The organism is Paenibacillus sp. MDV22-iso6, assembly GCF_058408365.1.
The window spans coordinates 120,406-147,321 of record NZ_JBZVDZ010000011.1 but is presented as its reverse complement, the minus strand read 5'-3'; the positions used below and the strand labels follow the sequence as shown (position 1 = coordinate 147,321).

Here is a 26,916-nt window from a genome sequence, read left to right as displayed (position 1 = left end):
TTCTCCTTTATTTTTGGAATGGTCAGTGTGCAGCAGAACGCAGGTGCTTTTGCCATCAATATATGAGACAAAGCGGACAAACAGTACAAATTAATGTTTAGAAAGCGCTTGCAAAAGTGGCTGTGTTTTTAGGAGATGTATGCTAAAATGATAAAAACGCCTGAACGTCACCTAATTACCTTGAAGGTGGAATTAAATCGGATGGAGTGATGATTATGAGTCTTGTCACCGGAATCCTGGTTTGTGCTTTTGTTTATGTTATACGTGCCTCGCTTGTGCGCTCTGAAGAAGAGGACTGGCGAAGTTATTAATGAAATATCTGGTGCGCCAAACCTCTTGTTTGGCGCTTTTTTTGTGCCTTCAGCACGAGATAGACCTGTATGAGTCATGGCTATGTGGGACCATAATCCTTTCATGTTATATAGGACTTTTGGGATTTTTTTGATAGAATGAAGATAAAGGCGTTCGTGGCCTTGTTCTTCAATCTCCTTTCATAATTAAGCATGGGAGTGTAATATATGTCAAAATTCGACACCTGAAAGGAGGGAAAAGCGGAATGAATCCTAGTTTAAGCATCTACGACAATCTTGGTGGAGAGGCAGGCGTTCGTGCACTGGTCGAAGCTTTTTATCCGATTGTTCAGCAGAATGAGAAGCTGGCACCTCTTTTTCCGGAGAATATTCAGCCGGTAATCGACAAGCAATACATGTTTTTGTCTCAGTTCTTCGGTGGTCCTGCATTGTTTTCCGAAGCTTTTGGTCATCCGATGATGCGTGCCCGCCATATGCACTTTGAAGTGACAGTTGAACGGGCAGAAGCTTGGCTTGCATGTATGGATCAGGCGTTGACACAAGTTGGTGTGGAAGAGCCGTTGCATTCTTTCGTCCTGCAGCGATTGTCGGGGCCAGCACATCATTTTGTGAATACACCTTAGTTCCGATTACAAGCTTGTGGGAGAGGGATGGAATGAGTGGAATTAGAGCCTCTGTATAAGGTAAAGGTGAAGTGTCATTATTGCGAGACTGAGTATGATACCTCACGCGTAAGACCAAGCTTAAAACGGCCATATCGGACGGATTCCGATTTTTGTGCGTACTACAAGCGGGAAAATCCGGATTTCTATGTTGTTCGAATTTGTCCTGAGTGTGGATTTGCTTCGACAGAGAATTCGACAGAACAATTAAACGATAAACAGCGAAAGGCTTTTAAGGAGCAGATCGGCAATCGTTGGGTGAAACGAGACTATAGCGGAGCACGGACACTGGAACAGGCGATGGATTCGTACAAGCTTGGACTGTTGGTTGCGCAGGTTATTCAGGAGAAAGATCGTGTCGTTGCGGGTCTGCTGCATCATATTGCCTGGCTGTATCGGTACATGGAGGATCATACCCAGGAAAACCGTTTTCTTGAATTTAGCCTTGAGGCTTATGTAAAGGTTTATGAACGGGAAGGTACTGGCGGGAATGAAGCCAAGCTTCTTTATCTGTTGGGAGAGTTGAACCGCAGGGTAGGTCGATTCCATGAGGCTGTAAAATGGTTCGGCAGGGTTATTCATGACAAGCGCATTACCGATGCTGCCATGATTCGAGCTTCGCGAGAGCAGTGGGCATTACTGCGGGAACAGATGATTTCGAGCAAGCTGGAATTGCCAGATGAAATGATTGAAGCAGACAAAGAGGCTGCGAAACGCAGCCCCATTTGATAAGTGACGGTTGTTCTCTAATTGCGGACAGGACGACTGGACAGCAGGTAATCACTATCGTTGTCGATCACGGTCATGCTGGCATTACAACAAGGAAAGACCAGCAATTTCTTTTTGCCTTCGCGAATGCGTACAAGCTCCTTCGGTTTGAGCGGCAGCAGTACATTGTTTGCATGGCAGTACGGACATTGCTGTACATAAATGTCCCCCATTACAATATCGTAAGGCCAGCTGTTCTCAAAGGGGATCATTCTTGATCGCCTTCCGTAGAGGCAGGTTTAGCCGCTTCTTCTTTGGCCAACTCGGCGATTTTCTGCATCAGAATATGCTGCGGCATATGCATCAGATGTTCGAGGGGAACACCCAGGGATTCTGCTAATTTGACGGCTGTGTCAGCCGAGACTTGTAAAGGTTTCATACGATTACCTCCTGAAAATAGCTTAAACTATTTCTCTAGTATAGAGATATAGCGCTTATAAAACCAGTTCTAATTCAAGGTTAATTATCCATTCTACTGAGAGAGGTGCCTTATTTAAATGAAAACACCATTACAACCCGTCTGGGATCTGGAGTCCATTTTTAGTGGAGGTTCTGCCTCCGAGTCGTTCGCTGCGTATTTGATTGAGCTGGAGCAGGATGTACGCAAGCTGCAAGCTTTTTTGAAAGAAACACCTGCACCCAAGTCGCTGGAAGAAACGAATGTATTTGATCCGATTCTTGAACTGCTTCAGAGCTGTTATATCCGAATTTCGGAAGGGTCCGCATTTGTGTCCTGTCTTTCTTCACAAAACCAAAATGATAAAAAAGCAGTTCAGCTTCAGGGAACCATGAGTTCTCTTGGCGCGATGTTGAACAGTACCAAGTCCCAATTCGATAATACGCTTAGCCAAACGACAGACTCTGTATGGGAAGCATGGATTGCTCGGGAGGATATTCAGCCGCTTGCCTTTGCATTGAATGAGAGCCGCACGCAAGCTCGTGAGAAACTGTCTCCTGAGCTTGAAGGTCTTGCGCTTGATTTGGGCGTCGATGGTTACCATGGCTGGGGCAAATTCTATAACACCATTGTGAGCAAGGTTAACATTCCATTTGAGCAAAATGGTGAAACGGTTATGCTGTCCGCAGGCCAGGCTTCCAACAAGCTGAGCGACAGTGACCGGAATGTACGCGAGACTGTATTCGCCAATTGGGAACAAGCCTGGACCGATGTCGAAGACTTCTGTGCAGATACATTAAACCATCTCGCAGGCTTCCGTCTCAAATTGTATGAGAAGCGCGGCTGGGATGATATTCTCAAGGAACCTTTGGCGATCAACCGGATGTCGCGTCAGACGCTTGATACGATGTGGGATGTAATTAACGGTGCCAAACCTGCGTTGGTTCGATATTTGGAGCGCAAGGCGAAACTGCTTGGAGTAGAGAAACTCAGTTGGAGTGACGTTGATGCACCCGTAGGCAAGTCGGGTGGAAAAGTCACATATGACGAGGCAGCCATCAATATTGTTGATCAATTCGCCAAGTTCAGTCCCAAACTTTCCAAATTTGCAGAGATGGCGTTTGAGAAACGTTGGATCGAAGCAGAGGACCGTCCTGGCAAGCGTCCAGGGGGATTCTGTACGTCCTTGCCACTCAGCAAAGCAACACGTATTTTCATGACCTTCTCTGGGACGCCGTCGAATGTGTCGACACTTGCCCATGAACTTGGTCACGGATATCATCAGCACATTATGGAAGAACTGCCAGCTTTGAATCAACGCTACGCCATGAATGTGGCGGAAACGGCATCTACCTTTGCTGAGTTGATTGTAGCTGATGCACTGGTTCAGGCAGCAACGGATGAGCAAGAGAAGCTTGCTCTGCTCGAAGACAAGATTCAACGAAGCGTTGCGTTCTTCATGAATATTCACGCTCGTTTCCTGTTCGAAAATCGCTTCTATGAGCAACGCAAACAAGGTTTGGTAAATGCAGATGAGTTGTCCAAACTGATGGTGGAAGCACAGCAAGAAGCGTTCTGTGGTGCGCTTGCATCTGATCATCCACATTTCTGGGCTTCCAAGCTGCATTTCTATCTGACAGGTGTACCATTCTACAATTTCCCGTATACGTTCGGATATATGTTCAGTGCAGGCATCTACGCCAGAGCGCAGGAGGAAGGCACGGCATTTGCCGATAAATACGATGATTTGTTACGAGATACAGGCCGAATGACGGTAGAAGAACTGGCTCAGAAACATCTGGGTACAGATCTCACACAACCTGGTTTCTGGCAAAATGCAGCGAACCTGGTCATTGCCGATATTGATCAATTTCTTGAGATGACAGAATCCGCAAAATAGTATTCCTATATATGAAATGAGGCTGCAATCCTGTGTAAATGCATACGGGGTTGCGGCCCTTTTTGTGTTTTTTAAAGTTAAGGTCCCACTAAATATTTTGTCGCAATTGAGAGAAATAACTCGCTAAAAGGACGCAAAATGGCAATTAATTGTGCAAATTATAGTTATAATTACCCAAGTTTGTTTGACTTTGTTGAATGACCACATTTGTTGTCATATAATGAGTCGTAAGTCCTTGTTTTGTAGGATGAAGTGCATAAAGGAGGAGCGTTATGGTAAAAATTGACCAGCTTTCATTAGCACGACAGTTGGATTTGGTGTTCAAAGAGCTTGATCATGAATTATCAGGGTTAGATTCAGGTGTGGTTTTTGTGCAAATACGAAATAATGTAATTGGGAAGTTTGGGATTCGACATAATCCGATAACCGGACGAGACGGTCAAATGGAAGTGGAGGACGGTGGATTAAACGAAACCCAGCGCTCTTCTTTCCGCGCAATGGCACTGGAGACTTTGAAATTCAAGCGAAATTGGACTCATGGAGAAATTGCATATGATTTTACAGTAAGACAAGGCATGATTCTGGTTGATGCCACGATGGAGTCCAACTATAATATGGCGAACCTGATGATTCGTTATCCAAGAACCAATACATACATGGATTCAGGCATGGAGTCGTCTTCATAATTGTGATGAGCACAGGAAAGCGGCACTTCCGAGGAAGGCCGCTTTTTGTTGTTGCATATACGAGCACAAATTACGAGCTTACGAACGACCCGATAATTGCTGCTCAGCGATTTGGACCAGACGTTTAGTGATGTAACCACCCAGAGAACCTGTCTCACGGGAAGTGTAGTTACCGTAGTAACCGTCTTGGGGAATAGTTACACCCAGCTCTTGTGCAGCTTCAATTTTCAATTGTTGCAATGCTGCGTTTGCTTGGGGAACAACCAGATTGTTGGAGCGGCTTCCGCTACCTTGGTTTTGACCTCCGTACATGTGTGTCACCTCCTTATGGCTTGGTGATGTTAGTATGGTTAGAGAATGAGGAAATATGCATGATATGGCGTAAGGGAAAATTTGGATAATAGAAATGAGATATAACATGAAAAAAGCCGACCCAGTATGGATCGGCTACGTAGAATAAAAGGAAAAAATAGGGGTTATGTTCCCTAGAAGATCCCTGAGAGTACAAGATTACTACTCGGTTGGCGGAACAATCTCAATACGTGTAAATAGCTCAACGGGCTGTTTAGGTTCTAGACGAATCAGTCCCGTTTGCTCGTCTGTTAAATTCAAATTGGGTGCATCAGGAAGCCAGGTATAAGGTTCAATGCATAGAAATTGATCGGATTCGCCCTTTGTAAAGAGGACCCAATGTTTGAAATATGCCTCATCCGCTGAATATTTCAGCGTATATCCATCCTGTCTGCGCAAGTGAGCTACTGCTGGTTGCCCTTCGGCAGCTTTCAAAATGGTATCCCAGTTTCGTCCTTGCATGTTCATGCCTTCGTTCAAAGAAGACCATTCTCCGAGAGATTCAATCTCACCAGTAGGCAGTTGTTCTTCATTCTGAGCGTAAATTCCGGACACAGGAAGTTGAAGTGACCATTCGGCAGGTTTGCCGTCAAGCAGAAACCATGTATGATATCCCATTCCAAAAGGAGCAGGAGTAGAGCTCAGATTGGTCACACGCAGACGCTGGCTTAACACCGCGTTTTGTAGTCTGAACGTCATCTCAAGCTTCAAAGGAATTGGAAATTGAGCCATCCAATGCTTTTCATTTTCAGTTAATAATTCCGTTGTAATTGCACAGCCATCTTCATCTTCTTCGATGTCGCTGACACACCAGGACTGGCTGCGGTGGAGGCCGTGAATATGGTTGTCATTGGCCGTATTCTGATCGAATTGGTAATGAACTCCCTCATATTCGAATTGTCCTCGATGAATGCGGCCTGGCGGAACAAGAAGCGGAACGCCGAAGTGATACGGCTTCTGCAAATAAAAGGCAAGTTCGTCTTCTTCCGGACTGCGAACGACATCGCGGCCCTGCACTAAATCGCGAATCGAAATAATATTATTTCCAAGACGTGGCAGCAGGGTAATCTCCAATTCACGGCTATGTAGGATATACGTGTCGTAACCATTCCATTGGCCTTTGGTCACTTTTTTCATATCGATGCTCCTTTTCCCACTTGAAATCTGTCTGCAAACGACCATTCCTATCTGCCGTTGCAGGCGTGTCATTGTGTACATGCCACTTATCCCATTAGCATACCGAATGAATGCTGGTGATTAGGATAAGCAATTCCATCATAACAGATTTCTGTTAAGTGGGTAAAAAAAGCTATTCCCATTTTGACATTCTGCTTCGTGCGGATTAAGATGGTATTCTGAACGATGCGTTTTATCCAATGAATGATAAGCAAAGCGATGACAGGGACAAGTAAGCCAAGAGAACTCTCTTCAGAAAGCCGGTGGGTGATGTGAACCGGTGTGAACTCTTTACCGAATGGACCCTTGAGTGCTGGTTTGAACAGGCGAAGTCTGATCTTGGGCTATCCTTAGTAGAATTGGACGTATACTCCACGTTACGGAGAAATGAAGGCATTTCTTCTACATGATTTAATCAGGTCTAGAGGAATGGAGAAATGCGAATAAGGGTGGCACCACGGTCTCACGTCCCTTGCGGATGTGGGGCCTTTTTGCGTTCGCGGAGAATAGGAACATAACAAATAGGAGGCGTTATGTGAAATGAAAACAGTACTTTCGGGAATTCAGCCGAGTGGCAAGCTCACATTGGGCAACTACATCGGAGCAATTAAGAACTTTGTGAAATTGCAGCATGACTACCAATGTCACTTCATGGTGGTTGATCTTCACGCTGTAACGGTAGCTCAAGAGCCAGCAGCGCTGCGTGAGCAATCTGAGGCGGTAGCTGCCTTATTCATCGCAGCAGGAATCGATCCTACGAAATCCAATGTGTTTCTGCAATCCCATGTACCGCAGCACGCGGAATTGGGCTGGTTGATGACTACACTGACATCGATGGGCGAGCTCGAACGCATGACTCAGTTCAAGGACAAATCATCCGGTAAAGATTCCGTTGGCGCCGGGCTGTTTGTCTATCCTTCATTAATGGCTGCTGATATTTTGCTGTATAATGCTGATCTTGTGCCTGTAGGAGAGGATCAGAAGCAGCATCTGGAACTGACACGCGATCTGGCGGGACGCTTTAACCACCGTTATGGTGAGTATTTCACGATTCCAGACCCTTATATTCCACAGGTGGGTGCTCGTGTAATGTCACTGGATGATGCATCTTCCAAAATGAGCAAAAGTAATCCCAATCCAGGCAGCTACATTGCCTTGCTTGATCCGCCAGATGTCATCCGCAAAAAAATCAGTCGTGCCACAACCGATTCCGGTCGTGAAGTTGTATATGATCCGGCAAACAAACCTGAGGTCAGCAACCTGATGAGTATCTACGCTGAATGCGCAGGTCTGTCATTGAAAGAAGTAGCGGAGCGCTATGAAGGCAAAATGTATGGTCCGTTCAAAAAAGAACTGGCTGAAGTGGTCGTATCCGTTATTGAACCTTTACAGGAACGGTATCGTGAGATTCGTGAGTCTGGCGAATTAGCAGACATCCTGGAAACTTCAGCTCGTCGGGCAGAAGCGGTGGCTTCTCAGACACTTAATGCGGTTAAAGAACGTATGGGGTTTGTTCCTAGACGTACGTTGTAGTTGGACGAGGCAAGTAACTTAAAGTAGATGAATCGTTCACATAATAAAGAGGAGCCCTGATGGGGCTCCTCTTTATTATCGTTTCGTACTATACCTATGAAGTTTACCGGTCAAGAGGCGGTTTCCGAGGTAATACGTGCTTCACGACGCTCTTTTTTTGCACGAATAACGAATCCCCAGCCGATGTTGGCAACGGACACGACAAACAGCAGCGTAGCCAACCAGCCGGAGTAAGAGATCATAATCGCCGTAACCGCTAACAACATAATCGAAGAGAATGCAAACCATAGCGATAAACCTTTGCTCATTGGGAAAAACCTCCATATAGAAATTTGATGAAATTCCGTATAACCTGAAGCGCACGAGCCATAATAATCTTGCAAGCTTGCAATTACATTACAGACACAGATTGAAGGGAGATTTTAAATATGGCTCAAGGATCTCGTTCTAACAACTTGGTGGTACCTCAAGCAAACTCAGCACTGCAACAATTGAAAATCGAAGCTGCACAAGAACTGGGTGTAACTATCCCACAAGACGGTTACTACGGTAACTACACTTCCCGTGAGACAGGATCTCTGGGCGGGTATATCACCAAACGTCTGGTACAAATCGCTGAGCAGTCTCTGGCTGGGTCTGGCAAATAATTATTATAACCAAAAAGCAACAAGCAGAAGCCCGGAGCGGAAACGCTCCGGGCTTTCTCGCGCGCATTCGTTCCTATGTCTGATTGTGCCCTTCCATGCACCTTTCGTCAAGAGCGTGCGGATAAAAGTTTTTTATCCATTTTCTCGTCACTTAACCAGCCGACATACGTATCAATCGTTTCGAAATTTCGATCCATAACGACTACAGCGACAAATGGATATTGTTTGCGGTGTCGATAACGCACATCTGCCCAGCGAACCTTGTATCCTGCTGGTAATTCTTCCACCTCTGCAACAGCATAGGAGGTGAAGTACAGAAACGCAGTGACTTCAGGAGATTTGCGTGAGGCGGCGACAGCCGCGTGAGTGGACGATGAAGCATGGAGATTCCAGGTTAGGACGGAATGATCCATTTTGCCAATCTCATAACTGCCGTCTACAAATCTTTTCACCACATGCCAGCGGTTCCAGGATATCGTTGGGATGACCATATAATGAGCCTCAGAATTATTTTTGTCGAGTCGTTTCACCTGTCTAACAGCCATAGCACGTGCTATTGTCCGCCATACATAATACAAGCCAATCAAAATATACAGTGAAACAAAGAGTGGAGCAGGGGCGATCAGATCGAAAGCCCATAACAAAATGGCCAGCACATGTGTGGTAAACAGAAACGGATCAAAAATATGAATGATGTTCCAGGCAATCCAGCGTTCTGTAAAAGGTCGTGCTGCCTGGGTTCCATAGGTATTGAATAAATCGGTAAAAACGTGCACGCCTACGGCGACAGCAGTCCAGGCCGCGACGTGTCCAACAGCGACACCCGGGAAGATCAGTGCAATGACTCCGGTGATGAGCAGAACCCATAACAGTAGAAATGGCAATGAATGAGACATACCCCGGTGATTCCGAATGTAGAGCGAGTTACTTTTGAGACGTAACGCAGTGTCGATGTCAGGAGCCTGCGAGCCTGCAATGGTACCAACCATGACCGCAGCTGCGAGCATGGGACTCGTCGCGACAACAGGATCGACATAAGCCAGACCGGCCAAACCAATCCCCATGACAAAATGTGTAGAAGTATCCATAAACGTCTCCTTTGTGTGGTGTATCGTTAATGCGAGTTGCTTCTCTATCTAGGTGATACCCATATATAGTGTATATTATCCGCCTACCGGGAAGCAAAACACCCTAATTTCCAAAGATATGACAAGAACCTGCTCAATTGACAGCAATTGTACGAGCATTGTCAAACTCTTTTTCCTTTTCCTGTGATAAACTTTATATCGGAGGCAGAGAGAGAAACCTCCATGAGATCAAGAAGAAGGAGGATTCACAAGCGTGGACAATCCATTGAGATACCAGGCTTCTTCCGATTCGGCAACACGATCTGCGCCTCCGATGAAATCAGGGACGTGGAAAGATTTTATCCATATTACGAAACCTGGCATTCTTCGAACCAACCTTATTGCGGTTTTTGGTGGCTTTTGGCTTGCATCCCAGTGGGACGTCAACTATGGCAAGATGGTGCTGACCCTGCTTGGAACGGTGCTGATTATGGCTTCTTCTTGTGTATTTAACAACTACTTTGATCGTGAACTTGATCTCAAAATGGAACGTACTCGCAACAGGTCCTTGCCAACAGGACGTTTAACACCCAAAGTCGTTCTATCCTATGCCATTATTTTAGGTGTGATTGGATTATCCGTACTCTTTTCCTTCTCCGGGGTACTTGCCGGATTATGCGGCATTTTTGGCATGTTTGTCTATGTGATTATGTACACCCTTTGGTTAAAACGTTCGTCGACATGGAGCACCTCCATTGGTGGTCTGTCTGGTGCAATGCCGCCAGTCATCGGGTATGTCGCAGTAACCGGGCGTATGGATCTTGGTGCATGGCTGCTTCTGGCCATGTTGTTTTTATGGCAGCCTCCACACTTCTGGGCGCTCGCGATCCGCAGGGTGGAAGATTATCGGGCTGGTGGATTTCCGCTATTACCGGTTGTAAAGGGTATTGAACGGACCAAGATTCAGATGATTCCTTATCTGGTTTTGCAAATCTTTGTCCCGGTCCTCATGTATGCTTACGGGTATGCAGGAATCTTCTATCTTACCGTCTCACTGATACTTTCCGTACTGTGGCTGTACTACGCACTTAAAGGTTTTCGTGCACAAAATACAGATGCCTGGGCCAAAAAGGTATTCCTTTACTCCATTAACTATCTTTCTTTGAGTTTTATATTAATGATTCTGGATACAGTGCACAAATGAGCAGCATGAAATGCTTTAATAAACATTAGATGGGCATGGGTCCGTGGAACAGTTACAATAACAAGGGGCCCATTGTCGGTTGGGTTCTTGGTATACATATGCATCAAAGTGGTATGGGAATGAGGAAAAGTCATTAAAAACACAATTCAAGTCCATGATTTTTATAGATAACCTTTAAAACTTTATGTATGCGTATTCATATGATCTGATAGTCGGAAGGGACGATAATGATGCTAAAAAAGTATAAATGGACATGGATGCTGTTAGGGCTTGCACTAATTATGGCGGTGTATTTAATGTGGGGCACCGTATTTGCCAGCAAGGAAAAGTTACCCGAAATTCGGGAGATTCAATCCTTTTCGATGGAAAATGTGGATGGAAGCACAGTATCTCTGGATGATACCAAAGGCAAGGTGCGTTTGTTCTACTTTTATTTCACCAGTTGTCCGGATGTGTGCCCAATTACGACGTTTACGTTATCCCAGGTGCAGGATCTGTTAAAAGAGGACGATACCTTTGGTAAGGATGTCTCCTTTGTATCCATCTCGTTTGATCCGAAAGTGGATACTAAGGAGAAGATTAAGGAATTTGCAGATCGATTCCATGCGGATTATAATGGCTGGTACTTCCTGCGGGGGGATATGGATCAAACGAAGCAGCTCGCCAAGGATTCATTCCAGATCCTCATTCAGGGTGAGAACAAGGACGATTTTGCCCATATGAACATGATTGGATTAGTGGATCGGAATAACCAGTTGCGCAAGGTATACAATGCGTTTAATACAGAGGATGTTGAACCAGCAGTCATTGCGGAAGACATTCGCAATCTGATCAAGGAATAAAAATGCGTTCATAATAACAAGCCAATAAAGAGGCTGCTTCCTGGGATGAATGAATACCCCGGCGAGCAGCCTCTTACGGTTTAAAACGATGGGAGTTCAGGATATTGGATATACGATTCCAATCCGGCTTTCTCCAGCTGGGCGATGATGTATTCATCGGGAGTTCCTTCTACACCAGCGTAACCGCGTCGTGTATACATCTGTACTGCATCTGGGAAGGCATCTCGCAGCACACCCCTAATTTTTTTGCCCGAACTGTCATTATCCATAAATAAGTAGACCTCGTCGTAACCAATCTGTTTGCGCAGCGACTCAAGTTTGAGGGAATTCAGTGTTCCAAACGTGCACAAAATGTTTATTTCGGGTCTTACAAGACGTTTTAGTTTGCTGCGGTCGTTTTTACCTTCCACAATGACATGAATTGGCATCATATTCACCTCTTGATCGAGAGCTTATGTCGACATTCCCCGGGAAATGTTGCAGCGAAAATCGACTGGATTATATAAAATGGACCTTCTAATTTTTACACATGCGACTACGCTGACAGAAACATCTTTGATTTCTAACTTCTTTTCCACATTCTGAAACTGAATGTCTGTCCGTTCCGTTCGTGTGTAAAACATCAGTCCATTTTATATAGTTTAGCTGTAAATGGGAGAATGATGCAAAGCCAAGAAAAATACAAGCCTTTCTGTTGTCAAAGGGTATGGATATGGAGCGTTCTGATATGGTTAACCCAGTATGCTTTTGGGATCAGATAGGGCAGCTTCGCGTCTGGCTGTGAAATAAGGGAGCAGCATAATGCCGATCATCAATAATACAAAGGCAATGAAATACGGCGATAAACCCACACGAAGCTGTCCTGCTGTGATGGGGCCGATGAAAGAACCGATGGAGGTAGCAATGGATTGCAATGAGAAGATGCGACCCAGCTTGTTTCCACCGCTTAAATGAATAAAGAGTGTTGCCATGGCTGGGAAAATAATGCCTTTAGACATCCCCAGAACGAAAAGCACGGATGATAACGGAATCTGTGGTATGGCCGCCATAGCAAAGAAACATAAAGACATTAGCAGTACACCTGCAATCAACCGCAGTTTGGGGGAATAACGGTTGAGAAATAGCAAGCTCAGGGTAAATAGTGCTCCAATACTGATAATGGAAAACAAAAGCCCGGTAGACATCATGGACGAATGTCCGCCTCCGCGCAGTGGTAGTTCAAAAAAAAGAATTCCTTGGGCACACGCAATGACAAGGGGCAGAGCAAAGTATCGCCAGGATACGGGCAGGAACTTTCTTTTTTCTCCGACTGGGTTGCTAGGCATGGCGGGCTCGGTCACTTTTTCGTGCTGAACCTCAGCGAGGCCTTTGGGCATGGATAACCATGCGATAACGCCGGACAGAATGAGCAGATAACCGAGACTCGCAAAGGTGGCGGAAAATCCTAAAGCTCCGACGATCAATGCGCCTGCGGCAGGGGACACCACGGATGCCAGCGTATGTACGACGCCATGGCCTGACATATACTTGCCTTGCTTGATTGGATCACTTGACAGTTGCGCAAGCAGTGCGAGACAGGCCGGAGAGAGAAAAGCAAGTACAAACCCGCTGATGGAGCGCAGGGCGAGCAGCTGCCATGGCGTATGGATTTGTGCCTGAATAAGCAAAATGATGCCTGCACCCAGCAAACTGAATACAATGTAACGACGGCTGCCATGTTTGTCGATTTGGGTTCCGGCGATCAGATTGCCTGGGAGATGAGTCAAGGAATAGATGCCCATCATCCAGCCGATGAAGGTCGGGGCCGCCCCGAGCGAGATAGCGAAAGGGGTCAAGATTGGATACTGGGCGTGCAAATCAAAAACAGCAAGGAACAAAAATAGATATAGCCAGATGGCCGTTTTCACAGAAGCCCCTCCTTGTTAAGCGATGCATATTCAATAACTGGTTATGACGTGTTCCCCGTTCCTTGGACAGAACCTCATGGTACTACTTGTACGCCCGGCGGGACGAACTTAGACCGTTTATTTTTACATAGGAGGGCTTAGCTGACAGCAGCTTCGGAAATCATGTATAATATTCGGGAAGTGTTAATAATCAACTCTAATACGGAAGGTGTAGTCATGAACATAGAAGTAATCAAAGAGTTTGTGATGCAGAACTGGCTGGTGATCGTGGTTGCGTTGATCATTTTGTTCTTTGTTCTGAACGTGGTCAAAACCGTATTGAAATGGGCGATTGCCATCATCATTATTGCGGCTCTACTGATATACAGCGGCATCTCCATTGATCAGATCAAACAGACAGTTACTGACGTACAATCGAGTACGATGGACACATTGAAGAAGGAAGCTACCAGCATGATGCTTAAGGAAGCTTCCAAAGCTAAATACGTCAAAGGACAGGATGGGGCGTTCACCATCACAAGTCCCAATGTGGAGATTAAAGGCAGAACTCAATCAGAGAAAGTCGATGTGACCTTCCGCGGAATTTCACTTGGCGAATGGAAACTCGACAATGACACCATACGTACGTTTGTCGAACAGGCACAGGAGAACGGAACAGCACCGGCTTCGTAGTAAAGGAGGAATGGATACGTGCTGCAAAGTTGGCTGGATAGTCTGAAAGAATTCAACGGCATAACGATTATGCTGCTGCTTATTGTGGCCGCTTCATTGCTTCAGGGGTGGTCCAGAGGTGCTTCGCGTTCGGCAGGAAGACTCTTTGGGTTCCTCATGGATGGCATTATGGCGGTCATTGGTATTTTGTTATCCATCGGTTTAACATTATGGCTTGCGCCATATGTTCAACAATGGTTGTCTGTGCATGCGGCAGACATGCCAAACCGTGAATTGAACCGATGGGAGCAGATGTATTATACATTGATTACGGCCATTGCTGATTTTCCGCTGATGCGGTTTGCCGTGTTGTTTGTGCTTAGTTATGGCTTCATCCGATTGATTCTCGGATTGCTCTCTTCCCTTATTTTCAGCAGAAGATACAGTTCAGCAGAGCAAGAGAGCAGACCCAAAGGATTTTTCAGCCGTTTTACAGGTGCAGTGATCGGTACAGTCATTGGCTCCGTCCGTGGGATGATTGTGATTGCCGTGTTGTTCATGATTGTAAGTCTCTATCCGGGCAGCATGTTTAGTCGCTATGTAGAGGCTTCACCCATTTATATGCAAGGGGCCAAATCTGTTATAGAGCCATTATCAGGTACATTTATTAAGGACAAGCTGCCCGTATTTACGCAAGCCGTGCAAAAGGAACTTGGCGCGATCCTGCAACGCAAATATGAAGTCATTGACCATAACATTCCGGCGGATATTGAATCTGCGGCAAAAGAAATTGTGAAAGGTCAAACGACAGATGAAGCCAAAGCCAGGGCATTATATGACTGGGTAGGTTCTCGCATTCAATATGACTATGGTAAAGTGGATGATTATGAGCAAAAAGGCATATGGCACGAGCAGACGCCACAAAATACATTTGATACACGTGAAGGCGTATGTATCGATTACGCTCGTTTATATGCAGTCATGGCTCGTTCACAGGGTCTGGAAGTCAAAGTGGTTACAGGACTTGGTTATAATGGGCAGGGTGGATATGGTCCACATGCCTGGAATGAAATATATTTAAGTGATTCGGAAAGCTGGATTCCGCTTGACCCCACTTGGGCGATTAGTGGTAATTGGTTCAATCCTCCTAACTTTGCCGATACCCATCTGAAAGATCAATCAGCTTAATATTACGCCGGACATGGGTCCGGGAGATGACGACGTTGCCAGGTTATCATGCCGAGGCTGTACAGCCTGGACGGTATGCATCAAGTCATGAAAGAGGTAGGATGAATGAAAAATCATTCAAAAGAGAAGGACGAACTTACGGACAAGCGGCGCTTCAGTTACCGGATGAACGTATTTTTCTTCGCTTCCTTTGTTATTTTTAGCGTTATTATTGTACGGCTGGCATTTTTGCAATTCGTGGAAGGCCCTGAGCTCAGTCAGGAGGAAGCGAGTAATATTACCAAAGATGTACCACTCGCTCCCGTGAGAGGAACCATCTATGATTCCACGGGCGAGGTAAAGCTGGCTTACTCCAAGCCGATTCAATCCTTGTATCTGACTTTATACAAAAACTATGGGGATGTGGATGGTAAGCCAAATCCAAATATAGCGGAAGTGGAGGACATCGCAACTCGGTTGCATGATGTTTTTGAGCAGTATAAGAAAAAGGATTCCGAGGCCCTTACGGTCGATAACATCTTAGAAGCAATGGACCTCAATTCGCGTAAAGCAAACGGGTTCATGCCACGTCTGATCAAGAGTGATCTGTCCGATGAGGAAGTGGCTTATTTCCTGCAGCACAAGGATGAATTCAAGGGAATTCAGATTGTAGAGGAAAGTGTGCGTTACTATGATCCGGATACGGTAGCCGTTCAGACGATTGGTTATCTCAAAAAGTTCAAAAGCTCTAAAACACTCAATAAATACAAAGAGGTCGATGAGGCCAATAAAAAGCAAACGGACCCAGGTCTTGTATATACCGAGAATGAGTTTGTTGGCTTTGATGGACTGGAACTGCAATATCAGGATGTTCTGCGAGGGAAAAGCGGTTATAACTCCGTGGACGTTGACTTACGTAACTTGCCTGAAGGTGTAGCAGGCTCTACCCCACCCGAAAAAGGGTATGATCTGATTACAACGATTAACAAAAATGTTCAGGTGAAAACGGAACAAGCGATACTGGATCAAATAAGCTGGCTGCATACACATCAGGTCTCCGGTAAGCTGCATCCCAATGCAAAAACAGGTTTTGCAGTCGCAATGGAAGTGGATACAGGGAAGATTGTTGCTGCTGCCAGTATGCCGGATTACGACACGAACGTTTGGAGAACTGGCGGTATAAGTACTGAAGATTACGATAAAATAAAATATATTTATCAAAATGGTACCATTCGTGGATTCCCGCCAGACGATTCAGGTAAACGGGCGGAATCTGTTGTATTGCTTGGTTCCACAATCAAACCGCTTAGTGTATTGATTGGTTTGAAGGAAGGTTTTTTCACAACAAATACAGTATATTCAGACAGAGGCTCAACGACTTTTGGTGGGGATAACCGCAGAGTACAGAATTCCTCCGGTCACGTGTATGGTTCGTTAACTCCTCGTGATGCGATTCGTCATTCCTCGAACGTGTTCATGATTGACGAGATCGGGAAGAAACTGTACTCGAAGTATGGTGCAGAGGGTATTGGCGTATGGGATGAATACATGAAGCAGTTTGGACTTGGTGTACCTACTGAAGTAGATTTGCCTAATGAATATTCTGGTTACTTGGAATACATTAAGAGTGAAGAGAGCTCACTTACTAAGCTCGTATATGCCTCCTTTGGACAACAAGGGAAGTATACAACAATGCAGCTGGCACAGTATGCTACGATGCTAGCGAATAAAGGAAAACGCATGGAGCCACAATTAGTCAGTGAGTTCCGTGATTCGGAAGGCAATGTGGTTGAGAAAATGAAACCGAAAGTGCTCAGCACAGTCGATTTTAATGATGCTTACTGGAATGAAGTACAGCGAGGCATGGCAACCGAAGTAACAGCGTTTAGTGGATTCCCTTATGACTTTGCAAGAAAAACAGGTACATCCACACAGTTAGTCGGAGGCAAATTGGTGGATAACGGGGTGTTTATTGCTTATGCACCACGTAACAATCCGAAGCTGGCTGTAGCCGTGGTTATTCCTGAAGGGGGCTTTGGTTCGAGCAGTGCTGCCCCTGTTGCACGTGCGATCTTCGACGCGTATGACGAGGAGTTTGGTCTGGACGGTGTACCGAAGAAAGATAAAAATAAAGAATCAGATACACAGTAATGTGATTCTTTGATTTCAAAAGAGGGGACCCTTTCGAGGGTCCTTTTTACGTTTGCCAGTACTGAGAGGTCTCTTTTCGACAAGCTGCTGCAAATCAATATGTAACAAACATCGTGCATGCCACGTTTATATAAGAGAATGTTCACGAAAATGTAACCAAAATCTGGAGGACATGGCAGTTGACCTTTGATAGACTTGTAGAAGGAAAGGTATGTTATTTGAACCGATTAATGCAATATGCGTGATAGATGAATCTACTTTTACATAAGAACGGAGAGGCTTATCCCATGTTTAACCGATTGAGGAAAAAGAAAATGTCCAATGAAGATACACCAGTCAACAACAAGCCGTCTAGTGTAAGAATGAATATGTTTTTTTTCGCTGCGTTTGTGATATTCAGTATCCTAATTTTTAGGTTGGCCTTTGTACAATTTGTCGAGGGACCTGAACTGACCTATATGGAAACCAGCCGTAATACCAAAGATATTCCGCTCGCCCCTGTTCGTGGGCCAATCTATGATGCGACAGGGGAAGTCGCGCTGGCTTATTCGGAGCCTGTACAATCCCTCTATGTGTTGTTGTATGAGGATTATAGAAATGATGACCGCAGACAGGAAGCGGAGGAACTGGCTCATGATCTGGCCGCTGTGTTTAAACAGTTTAATCCAGGGGACAAGGAGCAGCCGGATGCAGAAGAGATCATTAAAAGACTGGATCTCAAATCTCAGAAGGCACATGGGTATTCTCCTCGTCTGGTGAAATCGGATCTCAACATGAAAGAAATTGCTTATTTTATGGAGAAAAAGGCTGAATATCCAGGTGCTATGGTACTTGAGGAAAACGTAAGAAAGTATGATCCCGATAGGGTCGCAGTTCAGGTGATCGGATATACAAGAGAGTTCAAGGGCCAACAGGACAACTTGGATAAGTATAGAGAAATCAGCAAATCGGAAGCAACAGAACGCGACCCGGGATTGCGCTATACCCAGCAAGAAAAAGTTGGAGTTGATGGTCTTGAATTTCAATATCAGGAAGAGCTTCGTGGGCGTAGCGGCTACCAATCCATTGATATTAATTTGCGTAATTTGCCAGAGGGTACGATGCAACAGACTCCGCCGGAGAAGGGATACAGTCTGGTCTCCACAATCAATAAAGAAATTCAGATGGCAGCACAGCAGGCAATAACGGATGAATTGCGTAAGCTTCCGAAAGCCGTTACGGGATATGCGGTAGCCATGGAAGTGGATACTGGCAATGTAGTGGCTATGGCGAGTATGCCGGATTATGATCCGAATGACTGGGATTATGACAAGATCAAGTACGTTTATCGCAACGGAACGATGGCTTCCTTCCCGCCGGACGATTCGAAAAAACATACTGAATCCGTTGTACTGCTAGGTTCCGTAATCAAGCCACTCAGTGTATTGATTGGATTGAAAGAAGGACTATTCACGACAGGGCAAACGTATCACGACCAAGGATATGCTATTTTAGGGAAAGACGGGAGACAAGTGAAGAACTCCCATTCAGCATATAATGGCAATATTACAGCGAGACGGGCTATTGAGAAATCTTCCAATGCCTTTATGATTGATATGGTTGGTAAGAGACTTCTAAATAAGTATGGCTCGGATAAAGGGCTTGATGTTTGGCACAAGCACATGCAGGAATTTGGCTTGGGTGTATCAACTGGTGTTGACTTGCCTGGTGAATTCTTGGGCAGACTTGAGTATACAAACAAAGATGAATCGGCTCTTACACGTCTGGCTTTTGCCTCATTTGGTCAGCAAGGTAAATATACAACGCTTCAACTTGCACAATATACGACAATGCTTGCGAATAAAGGCAAACGGATGGAGCCTCATTTAGTAAAGGAAATCCGTGACGCAGAAGGTAATGTGGTGAAGAAAATTAAACCAAAAGTGTTAAACGAGGTTGATTTTGCGGATGCATACTGGAATGAAGTGCACAAGGGTATGGTTACCAAAGTAAGTTCGTTTGACGGTTTCCCCTACGATTATGCGAGAAAAACAGGAACCTCGGAGCAGGGAACAGGGCCGAACAAAAAGGAAAACGGAGTATTTATCGCATTTGCACCACGGGATAATCCGAAGCTGGCTATAGCGGTTGTTGTGCCTGAAGGTGGCTTTGGATCGGTTAGTGCGTCTCCGATTGCACGTAAAATTTTCGATGCTTACGATGAAGTGTATGGCCTTGATGGGACTCCAAAAGGGAAGAAAGATCAGGGGAAAGATACAGAGTAACGTGAAGAAACGCAAATGAATTAGCACAGATAAGCGAAAAAAGACAAACAATCTAATTAAATCGCCCATATACTCAATTGGACAGGCAGGGGAAATTATCCCTTGCCTTTTTATTTTGCATCGGCTAAAATTTGCACAAGGGAAACATTATTAGTCTTGTATAAATTTTAATACCTTGTACAACAAAATTAGATGAGGACAATTATGTTAGGAGAGGGAAAGGGGCGGTTTGAATTGTTGATGGTGAAGATGAGGAGCATTCAGAGAGGGTTAATGACGCTGGCAGCTGTTGTTCTGGTTATCGTGCTAACAGCGTGCTCAGGTGCAGCGGAAACAGGAGGTAGTGAAGGGAAGGTGCAGGTCACAGCCACAACAGGCATGATTGCGGATGTAGCGCGTGAAGTCGGCGGGGCATATGTTGATGTGACCGGGCTGATGGGCCCAGGGGTAGATCCTCACTTGTACAAGGCTTCACAGGGAGATATTAGGAAGCTGGAGCAAGCAAAAGTTATCTTCTATAACGGATTGCATCTTGAAGGCAAAATGACAGACATCTTAGAGAAAATGTCCAAGAGCAAAATAGTAACAGCTGTCTCGGAGAACATTCCGGTGGAGGAATTGCGTTCAGGAAAAGATACAGGCGGAACGGAATACGACCCACACGTCTGGTTTGATGTTAGCCACTGGATGCATGCCACAGAGGCTGTGCGCGATACGCTCGTGGAAGCAGACCCGGAACATGCAGAAGAGTACAAGGCCCAGGCAGAGCAGTATCTAACCAAACTGGAGGCATTGGATTCCGAGGTGCGGGAAAAAATCCAGGAGATTCCGGAAGCCAGCCGGGTATTGGTTACGGCGCATGATGCCTTTGGATACTTCGGCCAAGCTTATGACATGAAAGTGATGGGGCTTCAAGGAATCAGTACAGCAGCAGAATATGGTGCGAGAGATGTCAGTGAGTTGCGAGATTATCTTGTGGACAACAATATCAAAGCGGTATTTGTAGAATCCAGCGTACCAGCAAAAGCGATGGAAGCCATTATTGCTGGTGCAGCCGAAAAAGGACATACCGTAAGTATTGGTGGTGAACTGTTCTCGGATGCGATGGGTGCTGAGGGAACAGAAGAAGGAACGTATATTGGCATGATCCGCCATAACACTCAGACGATTGTAGAGGCATTAAAATGATAAACGATATGAAGAGAGGAGTGGACAGAGCATGAGCGATACAATTTTATCCGAAAAATCTCAATCACAACCAAATGCTAACCATCTGAAGGGAACACAGCCTACATCAGCTCCGCTTAGCGTTCGGGATCTGGCGGTGGCTTACCATAAAAAGCCGGTCCTCAGTGGGGTATCTTTTGACATCCCGGAAGGTCAGCTGATTGGCATCCTTGGTCCAAACGGGGCTGGGAAATCAACCTTGATCAAAGCCGTTCTGGGACTTGTTCCAAAAATGCACGGCGAGGTGAAAATTTTTGGTCAGTCCTACCGAGAACAGCGTCGCCGGATCGGCTACGTACCTCAGCGTGAATCTGTTGATTGGGATTTCCCAACCCACGCCCTCGATGTTGTCATGATGGGGCGTTATGGACATCTGGGCTGGTTCCGCCGTCCTGGCAAAAAAGAACGGGATCTGGCAGCTCACTGCCTGGAGCAAGTCGGAATGGGTGATTATATGTACCGCCAGATCAGTCAGCTTTCTGGAGGACAGCAGCAGCGTGTCTTTCTGGCAAGAGCACTGGTACAGGATGCGGAATTGTATTTCATGGATGAGCCGTTTGCAGGTGTGGACGCCACAACGGAGAAAGCTATCATTTCATTGTTGGAACAGCTAAAGAAGCAAGGGAAGACCGTACTGGTTGTTCACCATGATCTGGCGACAGTAGAGGAATATTTCGACCATGTGCTGCTGCTTAATGGACGGCTGGTTGCAGGTGGACCGACGAATGAAGTATTTGTACCGGATACTTTGCAAGAGACGTACGGAGGCCGGATAGCGATGATCGGAAGCCGGTCGGAGAAAGGCCAGGTGTAGTGCATGTGGAACTGGATAGTAGCCATTTTGTCCGATCCCAATACACGCTGGATATTGCTTGGCTGCTTGTTACTCGGATTCAGTAGTGGAATTATTGGCTCTTTTACATTTTTGCGTCGTCAAAGTCTCATGGGGGATACGTTGGCTCATGCAGCTCTGCCAGGAATTTGCATCGCGTTTATGTTGACTGAAACCAAATCAGTAGGATTATTTCTGTTCGGTGCGCTTGTGGCTGGAATCATTGCGACCTTCGGCATATCGTGGATTACACGGTATTCCCGGATCAAGCAGGATGCGGCAATGGGGATTGTGCTGACTGTATTTTTCGGTATTGGTGTAGTGATGCTTACTCGGATTCAGCACGGTGCAAGCGGCAGTCAGAGTGGACTTGATAAATATTTGTTTGGTCAGGCCGCCTCCATGGTGATGACGGATGTGTATGTCATGGGCGGTGTCTGTCTTGTATTATTGATCGCTTGTCTGGCATGGTTCAAGGAATTCAAGCTGGTGAGTTTTGACCCGGGATTCGCACGGGGTATGGGACTGCCGGTTGGCATGCTGGAACAACTGATTCTGCTGTTGACCGTGATTGCGGTTGTTGCGGGGATTCAGGCGGTTGGCGTGGTGCTTGTGGCCGCTTTGCTGGTTACCCCGGCGGCAGCAGCTCGCTGCTGGACGGACTCGCTCTCGCTTATGGTACTGTTAGCCGGCGTATTTGGAGCACTGAGCGGTGCGACAGGTACAATCTTCAGCACATTGGTGCCTAATCTGCCGACAGGGCCAGTAACGGTACTGGCAGCGACAGTGCTATTTGCAGGTTCCGCATTGCTTGCTCCACGGCGCGGACTGTTAGCACGCCGTTTAAGAAGTATGCAGGCGAAATCCGCTTACTTGAGAGAAGAACATGCCACGCTACAGACACTCTCTGCACAGCGAGCACAGCAGGAACGGGGTGAGTTGTAATGGCAACGTTTTGGATTATATTGACGGCTATCCTGGTATCCTCCGCCTGCGCTATTCTTGGCTGTTTTCTCATATTAAGGCGGATGGCTCTGGTTGGAGATGCGATCAGTCATGCTGTTCTCCCGGGTATTGCGATTGCTTTCCTGTGGAGTGGATCACGTGATTCGTTATGGATGTTGCTTGGGGCGACGGTATTTGGATTACTGACAGTGTTCTTCATTCAAAGCTTGCAGGCTGGTGGACTATCATCGGATGCTTCCATCGGAATAGTGTTTACGGCACTCTTCGCAGTGGGTGTCATTTTAATTAGTCTGAATGCTGGACATATTGATTTGGATCTCGATTGTGTCTTGTTCGGTGAGATCGCTTATGTCCAGTGGGATACCCTAACGCTTGGAGGGACGGATGTAGGCCCAAGGGCGGTCTGGATGCTGGGCATCACCTTGCTGGTCATCCTCCTTGTAATCGGCTTGTTCTACAAACAGTTCAAGTTGTGTGCCTTTGATCCGGCGCTGGCTGCGGCCTGCGGCATTCCGGTGGTGTTGTTCCACTATCTGCTTATGGGGCTCGTTTCCATGACATCTGTGGCTTCATTTGAGAGCGTAGGATCTATTCTCGTGGTAGGCATGTTGATTGTACCTGCAGCGACGGCTTACTTACTCACGGATCGACTGGGCAAAATGATTCTGTACAGCGTGCTCGTAGGAGCAGCTTCCTCGGTTGGAGGGTACATCATGGCTTACGCGCTGGATGCTTCCATTGCAGGTTGCATGGTGGCGGTAGCAGGAATTCTGTTTGTGCTGGCCCTGTTGCTGTCTCCAAAGCATGGTATTGTCTTCCGATATGCTCGTCGCAAATTCGCGGCACGTTAATGGATAAAAAAGTAGCAGCCGTCTGCATTGCAGGCGGTTTTTTCATGGATACGGGTAAGTTTTATCTTATACCAGACTCTTACACGAATTGGAACAGACACCTGTGCCCTTGTTGCAAAGGTTCACCCGTATCGCGGGTTACTTTGTTGCAGGCCGACGATCTGTGGTAAAATGTCGTTAGCTGTGACGTCCGGAGTATCCGCCTACGCGGATGCCGGGCGATCTTTTTGTGAGAGTATTTGGATAGGGAGAAGTAGAGAGACAACTGAGGAGGAAATACGGTATGAGTGAACTAAAATACAAATTGCTTGCATTGGATATGGATGGAACATTGCTTAACGATAATCATGAGATCACACAGGAAACCGCCAAATGGATTCAGATCGCCATTCGTCGGGGAGTGCATGTGTGCCTTTCGACGGGAAGAGCTGTTTTTCATGCGATGCCTTATGCGGTACAGCTTGGGCTGGAGACCCAGATGGTAACGGTCAATGGCAGTGAAGTCTGGAAAGCTCCGCATGATCTGCATATGCGCCATCTGATGGACCCGGCATTGATCCGCAAAATGCAGGAGATTGGCGAAAAATATAATAGCTGGTACTGGGCATACTCCGTGGAAGAGCTGTTCAACCGTGATCGCTGGACGGACAATATTGAAGGTCTGGAATGGCTGAAATTCGGATTCAATACCGAAGTGGATGAAGTCCGTCACCAGATTATGATGGAGCTGCAACAAATGGGAGGCTTGCAAATGACGAACTCCTCACCTGTTAATATTGAAATTAACCCTGGTGGAGTATCCAAAGCGAGTGGTGTAGCTGAAGTCTGCAAGCTGCTGGGCATAGAGATGTCCGAAGTGGTTGCTGTTGGAGACAGCTTGAATGATCTGGCGGTTATTGAAGCCGTGGGTCTTGGTGTTGCCATGGGCAACGCACAGGAGCAAGTGAAGGAAGCGGCTGACCTGATCGTAGCGAGCAACAACGAAGATGGCATTGTCGAAGTCATCCGTGATCATATTTTGAAGGGGGAATAACCTTTGCTCGCAACCGTTGGCTGGATTTTAATTGTACTGCTGTTTGCGGTGGGGATGGCCGGAACGGTATATCCCATACTGCCTGGTGCTGTAGCGATTTTCTTCGCGTTTCTGGTCTATGGCTGGTTCTTCAGCTTTGTTCCGTTCGGTGTATGGTTCTGGATTATCCAGATTTTGATCGTAGTGGTGCTGTTTGTGGCTGATTATGTAGTCAGTGCCTGGGGTGTGAAGAAATTCGGCGGCTCCAAATTATCGACGACTCTCAGTACGATTGGTGTCATCATTGGCCCATTTGTGATTCCGGCATTCGGACTGGTACTGGGACCATTTATCGGTGCTTTTATCGGGGAACTGATCGGAGGGTCTTCACCTGCCAAAGCTTCCAAAGTCGGATTTGGTTCCGTGGTGGGGCTGTTTACAAGCACCGTTATGAAAATTATTTTGCAAATCGTCATGATTGTTCTGTTTATTATCTGGGTGGTAAGATTCGCATAGACGTTCGGGAGCGGCTTCATCTGGATGCACGTCGTTGTGGGGGAAAGAAGGGGAATTGGTTTGTCTAAGAAGGAAACATTCATTAGAGGTACGCTCATCTTGGCGGCAGCTGCGCTAATTGCGAGGGTACTCGGATTGGTTCAACGGGTGCCGCTGGAGCATATCCTCGGCGATATCGGTAACGCATCGTTTACCATCTCCAATACGGTATATTTAATGCTGTTAACCGTAGCTACAGCAGGCATACCGAGTACACTTAGCAAAATGGTCTCGGAACGTTATGCACTGGGACGCGCAGGTGAAGCTCAACAAATCTACCGTGCAGCCCTGATCTTTGCGGCTGTAGCCGGGGTAGTGATGTCTACTTTATTATGGTTCGCAGCACCTTATTATGCGACGTACGTATCCAAAGTACCGGAATCGGTGAGCGCCATTCGGGCCTTGGCTCCAGCGCTACTGCTCTTCCCGGCCATCGCAATGATGCGTGGATATTTCCAGGGTCGCGGCAATATGACGGCAGGCGGCATTTCACAGATTGTGGAGCAGTTTGCACGTGTAGGTACAGCGATCATCGTGGCGTTTGTTATGCTGCAATGGAATTACGATGATCAAACCATTGCTGCAGGGGCTTCATTTGGGGGCGTATTCGGAAGCATTGGCGCTTTTGCGGTCATGTTGTACTTCACCTTGAAACTTCGCAAAAATGACCGTGCGGCGCAATTGAATTATGAGCGTGCGGATCAATTGCCCATGCGGGGCATCTACAGCGATATATTCAAACTTTCGATTCCAATCGTTTTATCTTCACTCGCTGTTCCGGCGATTAACTTTATCGATTCATCGCTGGTAGTTCCACTGCTTAGCGGACGAATCGGGATGGATGAAGCGACAGGAGTTCTTGCCATTCTCGGTGCCAAGGCCCAAAGTATTGCAGGCATTCCTCCGATTCTGGCTATCGCACTGAGTCAATCACTTGTGCCAGTCATTTCGGCAGCTTTTGCACGCAAAGATGAAGTTCATCTGAAAAATCAGGTGACGCTTGCTTTGCGCATTTCGATTCTGACAGGAATGCCGATCGTTATCGCTCTGTGTGCGGCAGCGTATTCCGTTAACGGCTTACTGTTTACCAGCCCAGACGGAACACCAATCATTACATTGCTGACGTTCGGTACCATTTTCCAAATTACGATGATGACCACCAACTCCATTTTGCTTGGGGTAGGTAAACCACGGATTACAATGATCAGTGTAGCTGCCGGTATCGTAGTCAAACTCGTAGCGAGTTTAATTCTGGCTCCAATCTTTGGCATTTACGGGATCATTATTGCGACCGCATTGTGTTTCCTGGTTATTACGTATCTTAATCTGCGGGTGCTTCGCAAAATTGTTGATTTCTCGATCATGGGTGATCGTTGGAAAGGATTCATCATTACCGTGCTGTGTGCAGCGGGTGTTGGTTTTGCGGCGAACTGGGCTGGGAACTCCATCTTTGATTTATTCCTGCCAACACGTGTATCATTCCTCGTTACCTGTCTGTTTGTGGGTGCGCTTGTGGTTGTCGTGTACTTGGTACTCATGGTTGTTCTACGTGTACTTCGTAAAGACGAACTGGGCAGTTACCCTCGTATTTTGCAAAAAATACTCCGTCCGCTCATGCGTCTACAACGTGGAGCCGGGCAACGTGGATAATCGATTCAACACACAATACACACTTCGTTATATTGTTTGAAATAAGTACAAGCTCTGTCTGCTCTCAAAGCGGACAGGGCTTTTTTATAATACCAAAAAAGTAGTCCATTATTGTACTCTAGACGTATTCCCTGGTAAG

27 protein-coding genes and 1 other annotated feature are annotated in these 26,916 nt (G+C 46.3%); of the genes, 19 read left to right on the top strand and 8 right to left on the bottom strand.

Going from position 1 to position 26,916, the window contains the following annotated elements; all coding sequences use genetic code 11:
* Positions 1-556 precede the first annotated feature (556 nt).
* Both AC4PM4_RS26530 and AC4PM4_RS26525 read left to right on the top strand, forming a co-directional pair.
* Positions 557-934, top strand: coding sequence for a globin domain-containing protein (locus AC4PM4_RS26530; protein ID WP_024634405.1), 378 nt, complete (start codon positions 557-559; stop codon positions 932-934).
* A 36-nt stretch (positions 935-970) separates the two neighbouring features.
* Positions 971-1,702, top strand: a complete 732-nt coding sequence (locus AC4PM4_RS26525) for a DUF2225 domain-containing protein (RefSeq protein WP_063566144.1) — start codon at positions 971-973, stop codon at positions 1,700-1,702.
* A gap of 17 nt (positions 1,703-1,719) precedes the next feature.
* Here the strand turns inward: AC4PM4_RS26525 and AC4PM4_RS26520 are convergent, their stop codons facing one another.
* Together AC4PM4_RS26520 and AC4PM4_RS26515 are read right to left on the bottom strand one after the other, a co-directional pair.
* On the bottom strand, positions 1,720-1,953 hold the full coding sequence (locus AC4PM4_RS26520) for a hypothetical protein (RefSeq protein ID WP_063566143.1): 234 nt from the start codon (positions 1,951-1,953) through the stop codon (positions 1,720-1,722).
* Positions 1,950-2,120 (bottom strand): YycC family protein, encoded by a 171-nt coding sequence (locus AC4PM4_RS26515; RefSeq protein ID WP_090810556.1) that lies wholly within the window; start codon positions 2,118-2,120, stop codon positions 1,950-1,952. The genes AC4PM4_RS26520 and AC4PM4_RS26515 overlap by 4 nt, the downstream gene beginning before the upstream one ends.
* A 118-nt stretch (positions 2,121-2,238) precedes the next feature.
* Here AC4PM4_RS26515 and AC4PM4_RS26510 point away from each other — a divergent pair, with 118 nt between their 5' ends.
* Both AC4PM4_RS26510 and AC4PM4_RS26505 read left to right on the top strand, forming a co-directional pair.
* A complete protein-coding gene (locus AC4PM4_RS26510) occupies positions 2,239-4,038 on the top strand; it encodes a M3 family oligoendopeptidase (protein ID WP_491614910.1) in 1,800 nt (599 codons plus the stop codon).
* A 272-nt stretch (positions 4,039-4,310) separates the two neighbouring features.
* The gene (locus tag AC4PM4_RS26505; protein WP_063566141.1) at positions 4,311-4,724 is read left to right on the top strand and encodes a hypothetical protein; all 414 of its coding nucleotides are present in this window, start codon (positions 4,311-4,313) and stop codon (positions 4,722-4,724) included.
* A 78-nt stretch (positions 4,725-4,802) separates the two neighbouring features.
* Here the strand turns inward: AC4PM4_RS26505 and AC4PM4_RS26500 are convergent, their stop codons facing one another.
* Together AC4PM4_RS26500 and AC4PM4_RS26495 are read right to left on the bottom strand one after the other, a co-directional pair.
* A complete protein-coding gene (locus AC4PM4_RS26500; protein ID WP_063566140.1) occupies positions 4,803-5,036 on the bottom strand; it encodes an alpha/beta-type small acid-soluble spore protein in 234 nt (77 codons plus the stop codon).
* A 201-nt stretch (positions 5,037-5,237) separates the two neighbouring features.
* Positions 5,238-6,212, bottom strand: a complete 975-nt coding sequence (locus AC4PM4_RS26495) for an aldose 1-epimerase (protein WP_063566139.1) — start codon at positions 6,210-6,212, stop codon at positions 5,238-5,240.
* A 249-nt stretch (positions 6,213-6,461) separates the two neighbouring features.
* Positions 6,462-6,727: a binding site (T-box leader), on the top strand.
* Positions 6,728-6,791: 64 nt separating this feature from the next.
* Here AC4PM4_RS26495 and trpS point away from each other — a divergent pair.
* Positions 6,792-7,784, top strand: a complete 993-nt coding sequence (gene trpS / locus AC4PM4_RS26490) for a tryptophan--tRNA ligase (protein WP_491614908.1) — start codon at positions 6,792-6,794, stop codon at positions 7,782-7,784.
* Between the two features lie 110 nt (positions 7,785-7,894).
* On the opposite strand, the gene AC4PM4_RS26485 is transcribed toward trpS, so the two are convergent.
* Complete coding sequence (locus tag AC4PM4_RS26485; RefSeq protein WP_491614907.1) at positions 7,895-8,092, bottom strand: hypothetical protein; 198 nt, start codon at positions 8,090-8,092, stop codon at positions 7,895-7,897.
* 120 nt (positions 8,093-8,212) lie between these two features.
* Here AC4PM4_RS26485 and AC4PM4_RS26480 point away from each other — a divergent pair, with 120 nt between their 5' ends.
* Positions 8,213-8,431 (top strand): alpha/beta-type small acid-soluble spore protein, encoded by a 219-nt coding sequence (locus AC4PM4_RS26480; protein ID WP_017692386.1) that lies wholly within the window; start codon positions 8,213-8,215, stop codon positions 8,429-8,431.
* A gap of 107 nt (positions 8,432-8,538) precedes the next feature.
* Here AC4PM4_RS26480 and AC4PM4_RS26475 read toward each other — a convergent pair whose 3' ends face one another.
* Entirely contained in the window at positions 8,539-9,519 is a 981-nt protein-coding gene (locus tag AC4PM4_RS26475) for a metal-dependent hydrolase (RefSeq protein ID WP_063566136.1), read from the bottom strand.
* 253 nt (positions 9,520-9,772) lie between these two features.
* Here AC4PM4_RS26475 and cyoE point away from each other — a divergent pair, with 253 nt between their 5' ends.
* Entirely contained in the window at positions 9,773-10,702 is a 930-nt protein-coding gene (cyoE, locus tag AC4PM4_RS26470; RefSeq protein ID WP_072735501.1) for a heme o synthase, read from the top strand.
* Positions 10,703-10,932: 230 nt separating this feature from the next.
* Positions 10,933-11,544, top strand: coding sequence for an SCO family protein (locus AC4PM4_RS26465; protein WP_079696718.1), 612 nt, complete (start codon positions 10,933-10,935; stop codon positions 11,542-11,544).
* 80 nt (positions 11,545-11,624) lie between these two features.
* Here the strand turns inward: AC4PM4_RS26465 and AC4PM4_RS26460 are convergent, their stop codons facing one another.
* Both AC4PM4_RS26460 and AC4PM4_RS26455 read right to left on the bottom strand, forming a co-directional pair.
* Entirely contained in the window at positions 11,625-11,972 is a 348-nt protein-coding gene (locus AC4PM4_RS26460; protein ID WP_491614935.1) for a toprim domain-containing protein, read from the bottom strand.
* A gap of 303 nt (positions 11,973-12,275) precedes the next feature.
* The gene (locus tag AC4PM4_RS26455; protein ID WP_063566132.1) at positions 12,276-13,451 is read right to left on the bottom strand and encodes an MFS transporter; all 1,176 of its coding nucleotides are present in this window, start codon (positions 13,449-13,451) and stop codon (positions 12,276-12,278) included.
* A gap of 216 nt (positions 13,452-13,667) precedes the next feature.
* On the opposite strand from AC4PM4_RS26455, the gene AC4PM4_RS26450 reads away from it, so the two are divergent.
* From AC4PM4_RS26450 to AC4PM4_RS26400, 11 genes are all read left to right on the top strand, one after another.
* A complete protein-coding gene (locus AC4PM4_RS26450) occupies positions 13,668-14,123 on the top strand; it encodes an ATPase (protein ID WP_274568449.1) in 456 nt (151 codons plus the stop codon).
* A gap of 69 nt (positions 14,124-14,192) precedes the next feature.
* Positions 14,193-15,290 (top strand): transglutaminase domain-containing protein, encoded by a 1,098-nt coding sequence (locus AC4PM4_RS26445; RefSeq protein ID WP_491614934.1) that lies wholly within the window; start codon positions 14,193-14,195, stop codon positions 15,288-15,290.
* Between the two features lie 105 nt (positions 15,291-15,395).
* Entirely contained in the window at positions 15,396-17,420 is a 2,025-nt protein-coding gene (locus AC4PM4_RS26440) for a peptidoglycan D,D-transpeptidase FtsI family protein (protein ID WP_400348710.1), read from the top strand.
* A 287-nt stretch (positions 17,421-17,707) separates the two neighbouring features.
* On the top strand, positions 17,708-19,684 hold the full coding sequence (locus AC4PM4_RS26435) for a peptidoglycan D,D-transpeptidase FtsI family protein (protein WP_083584868.1): 1,977 nt from the start codon (positions 17,708-17,710) through the stop codon (positions 19,682-19,684).
* Between the two features lie 240 nt (positions 19,685-19,924).
* Positions 19,925-20,872 carry a metal ABC transporter solute-binding protein, Zn/Mn family gene (locus tag AC4PM4_RS26430; protein ID WP_079696714.1) on the top strand — a complete coding sequence of 316 codons (948 nt, stop codon included), beginning with the start codon at positions 19,925-19,927 and terminating at the stop codon, positions 20,870-20,872.
* Between the two features lie 31 nt (positions 20,873-20,903).
* Positions 20,904-21,725, top strand: a complete 822-nt coding sequence (locus tag AC4PM4_RS26425) for a metal ABC transporter ATP-binding protein (RefSeq protein ID WP_231952394.1) — start codon at positions 20,904-20,906, stop codon at positions 21,723-21,725.
* Positions 21,726-21,728: 3 nt separating this feature from the next.
* The gene (locus tag AC4PM4_RS26420; RefSeq protein ID WP_063566128.1) at positions 21,729-22,688 is read left to right on the top strand and encodes a metal ABC transporter permease; all 960 of its coding nucleotides are present in this window, start codon (positions 21,729-21,731) and stop codon (positions 22,686-22,688) included.
* Positions 22,688-23,560: a metal ABC transporter permease gene (locus tag AC4PM4_RS26415; protein WP_063566127.1), complete on the top strand. Its 873-nt coding sequence runs from the start codon at positions 22,688-22,690 to the stop codon at positions 23,558-23,560. Before AC4PM4_RS26420 ends, AC4PM4_RS26415 begins: the two co-directional genes overlap by 1 nt.
* Before the next feature lie 283 nt (positions 23,561-23,843).
* The gene (locus tag AC4PM4_RS26410) at positions 23,844-24,593 is read left to right on the top strand and encodes a Cof-type HAD-IIB family hydrolase (RefSeq protein WP_491614905.1); all 750 of its coding nucleotides are present in this window, start codon (positions 23,844-23,846) and stop codon (positions 24,591-24,593) included.
* 3 nt (positions 24,594-24,596) lie between these two features.
* The gene (locus AC4PM4_RS26405) at positions 24,597-25,088 is read left to right on the top strand and encodes a DUF456 domain-containing protein (protein ID WP_488732125.1); all 492 of its coding nucleotides are present in this window, start codon (positions 24,597-24,599) and stop codon (positions 25,086-25,088) included.
* A 60-nt stretch (positions 25,089-25,148) separates the two neighbouring features.
* Entirely contained in the window at positions 25,149-26,777 is a 1,629-nt protein-coding gene (locus AC4PM4_RS26400) for a putative polysaccharide biosynthesis protein (RefSeq protein WP_491614904.1), read from the top strand.
* The last annotated feature ends 139 nt before the right edge of the window (positions 26,778-26,916 follow it).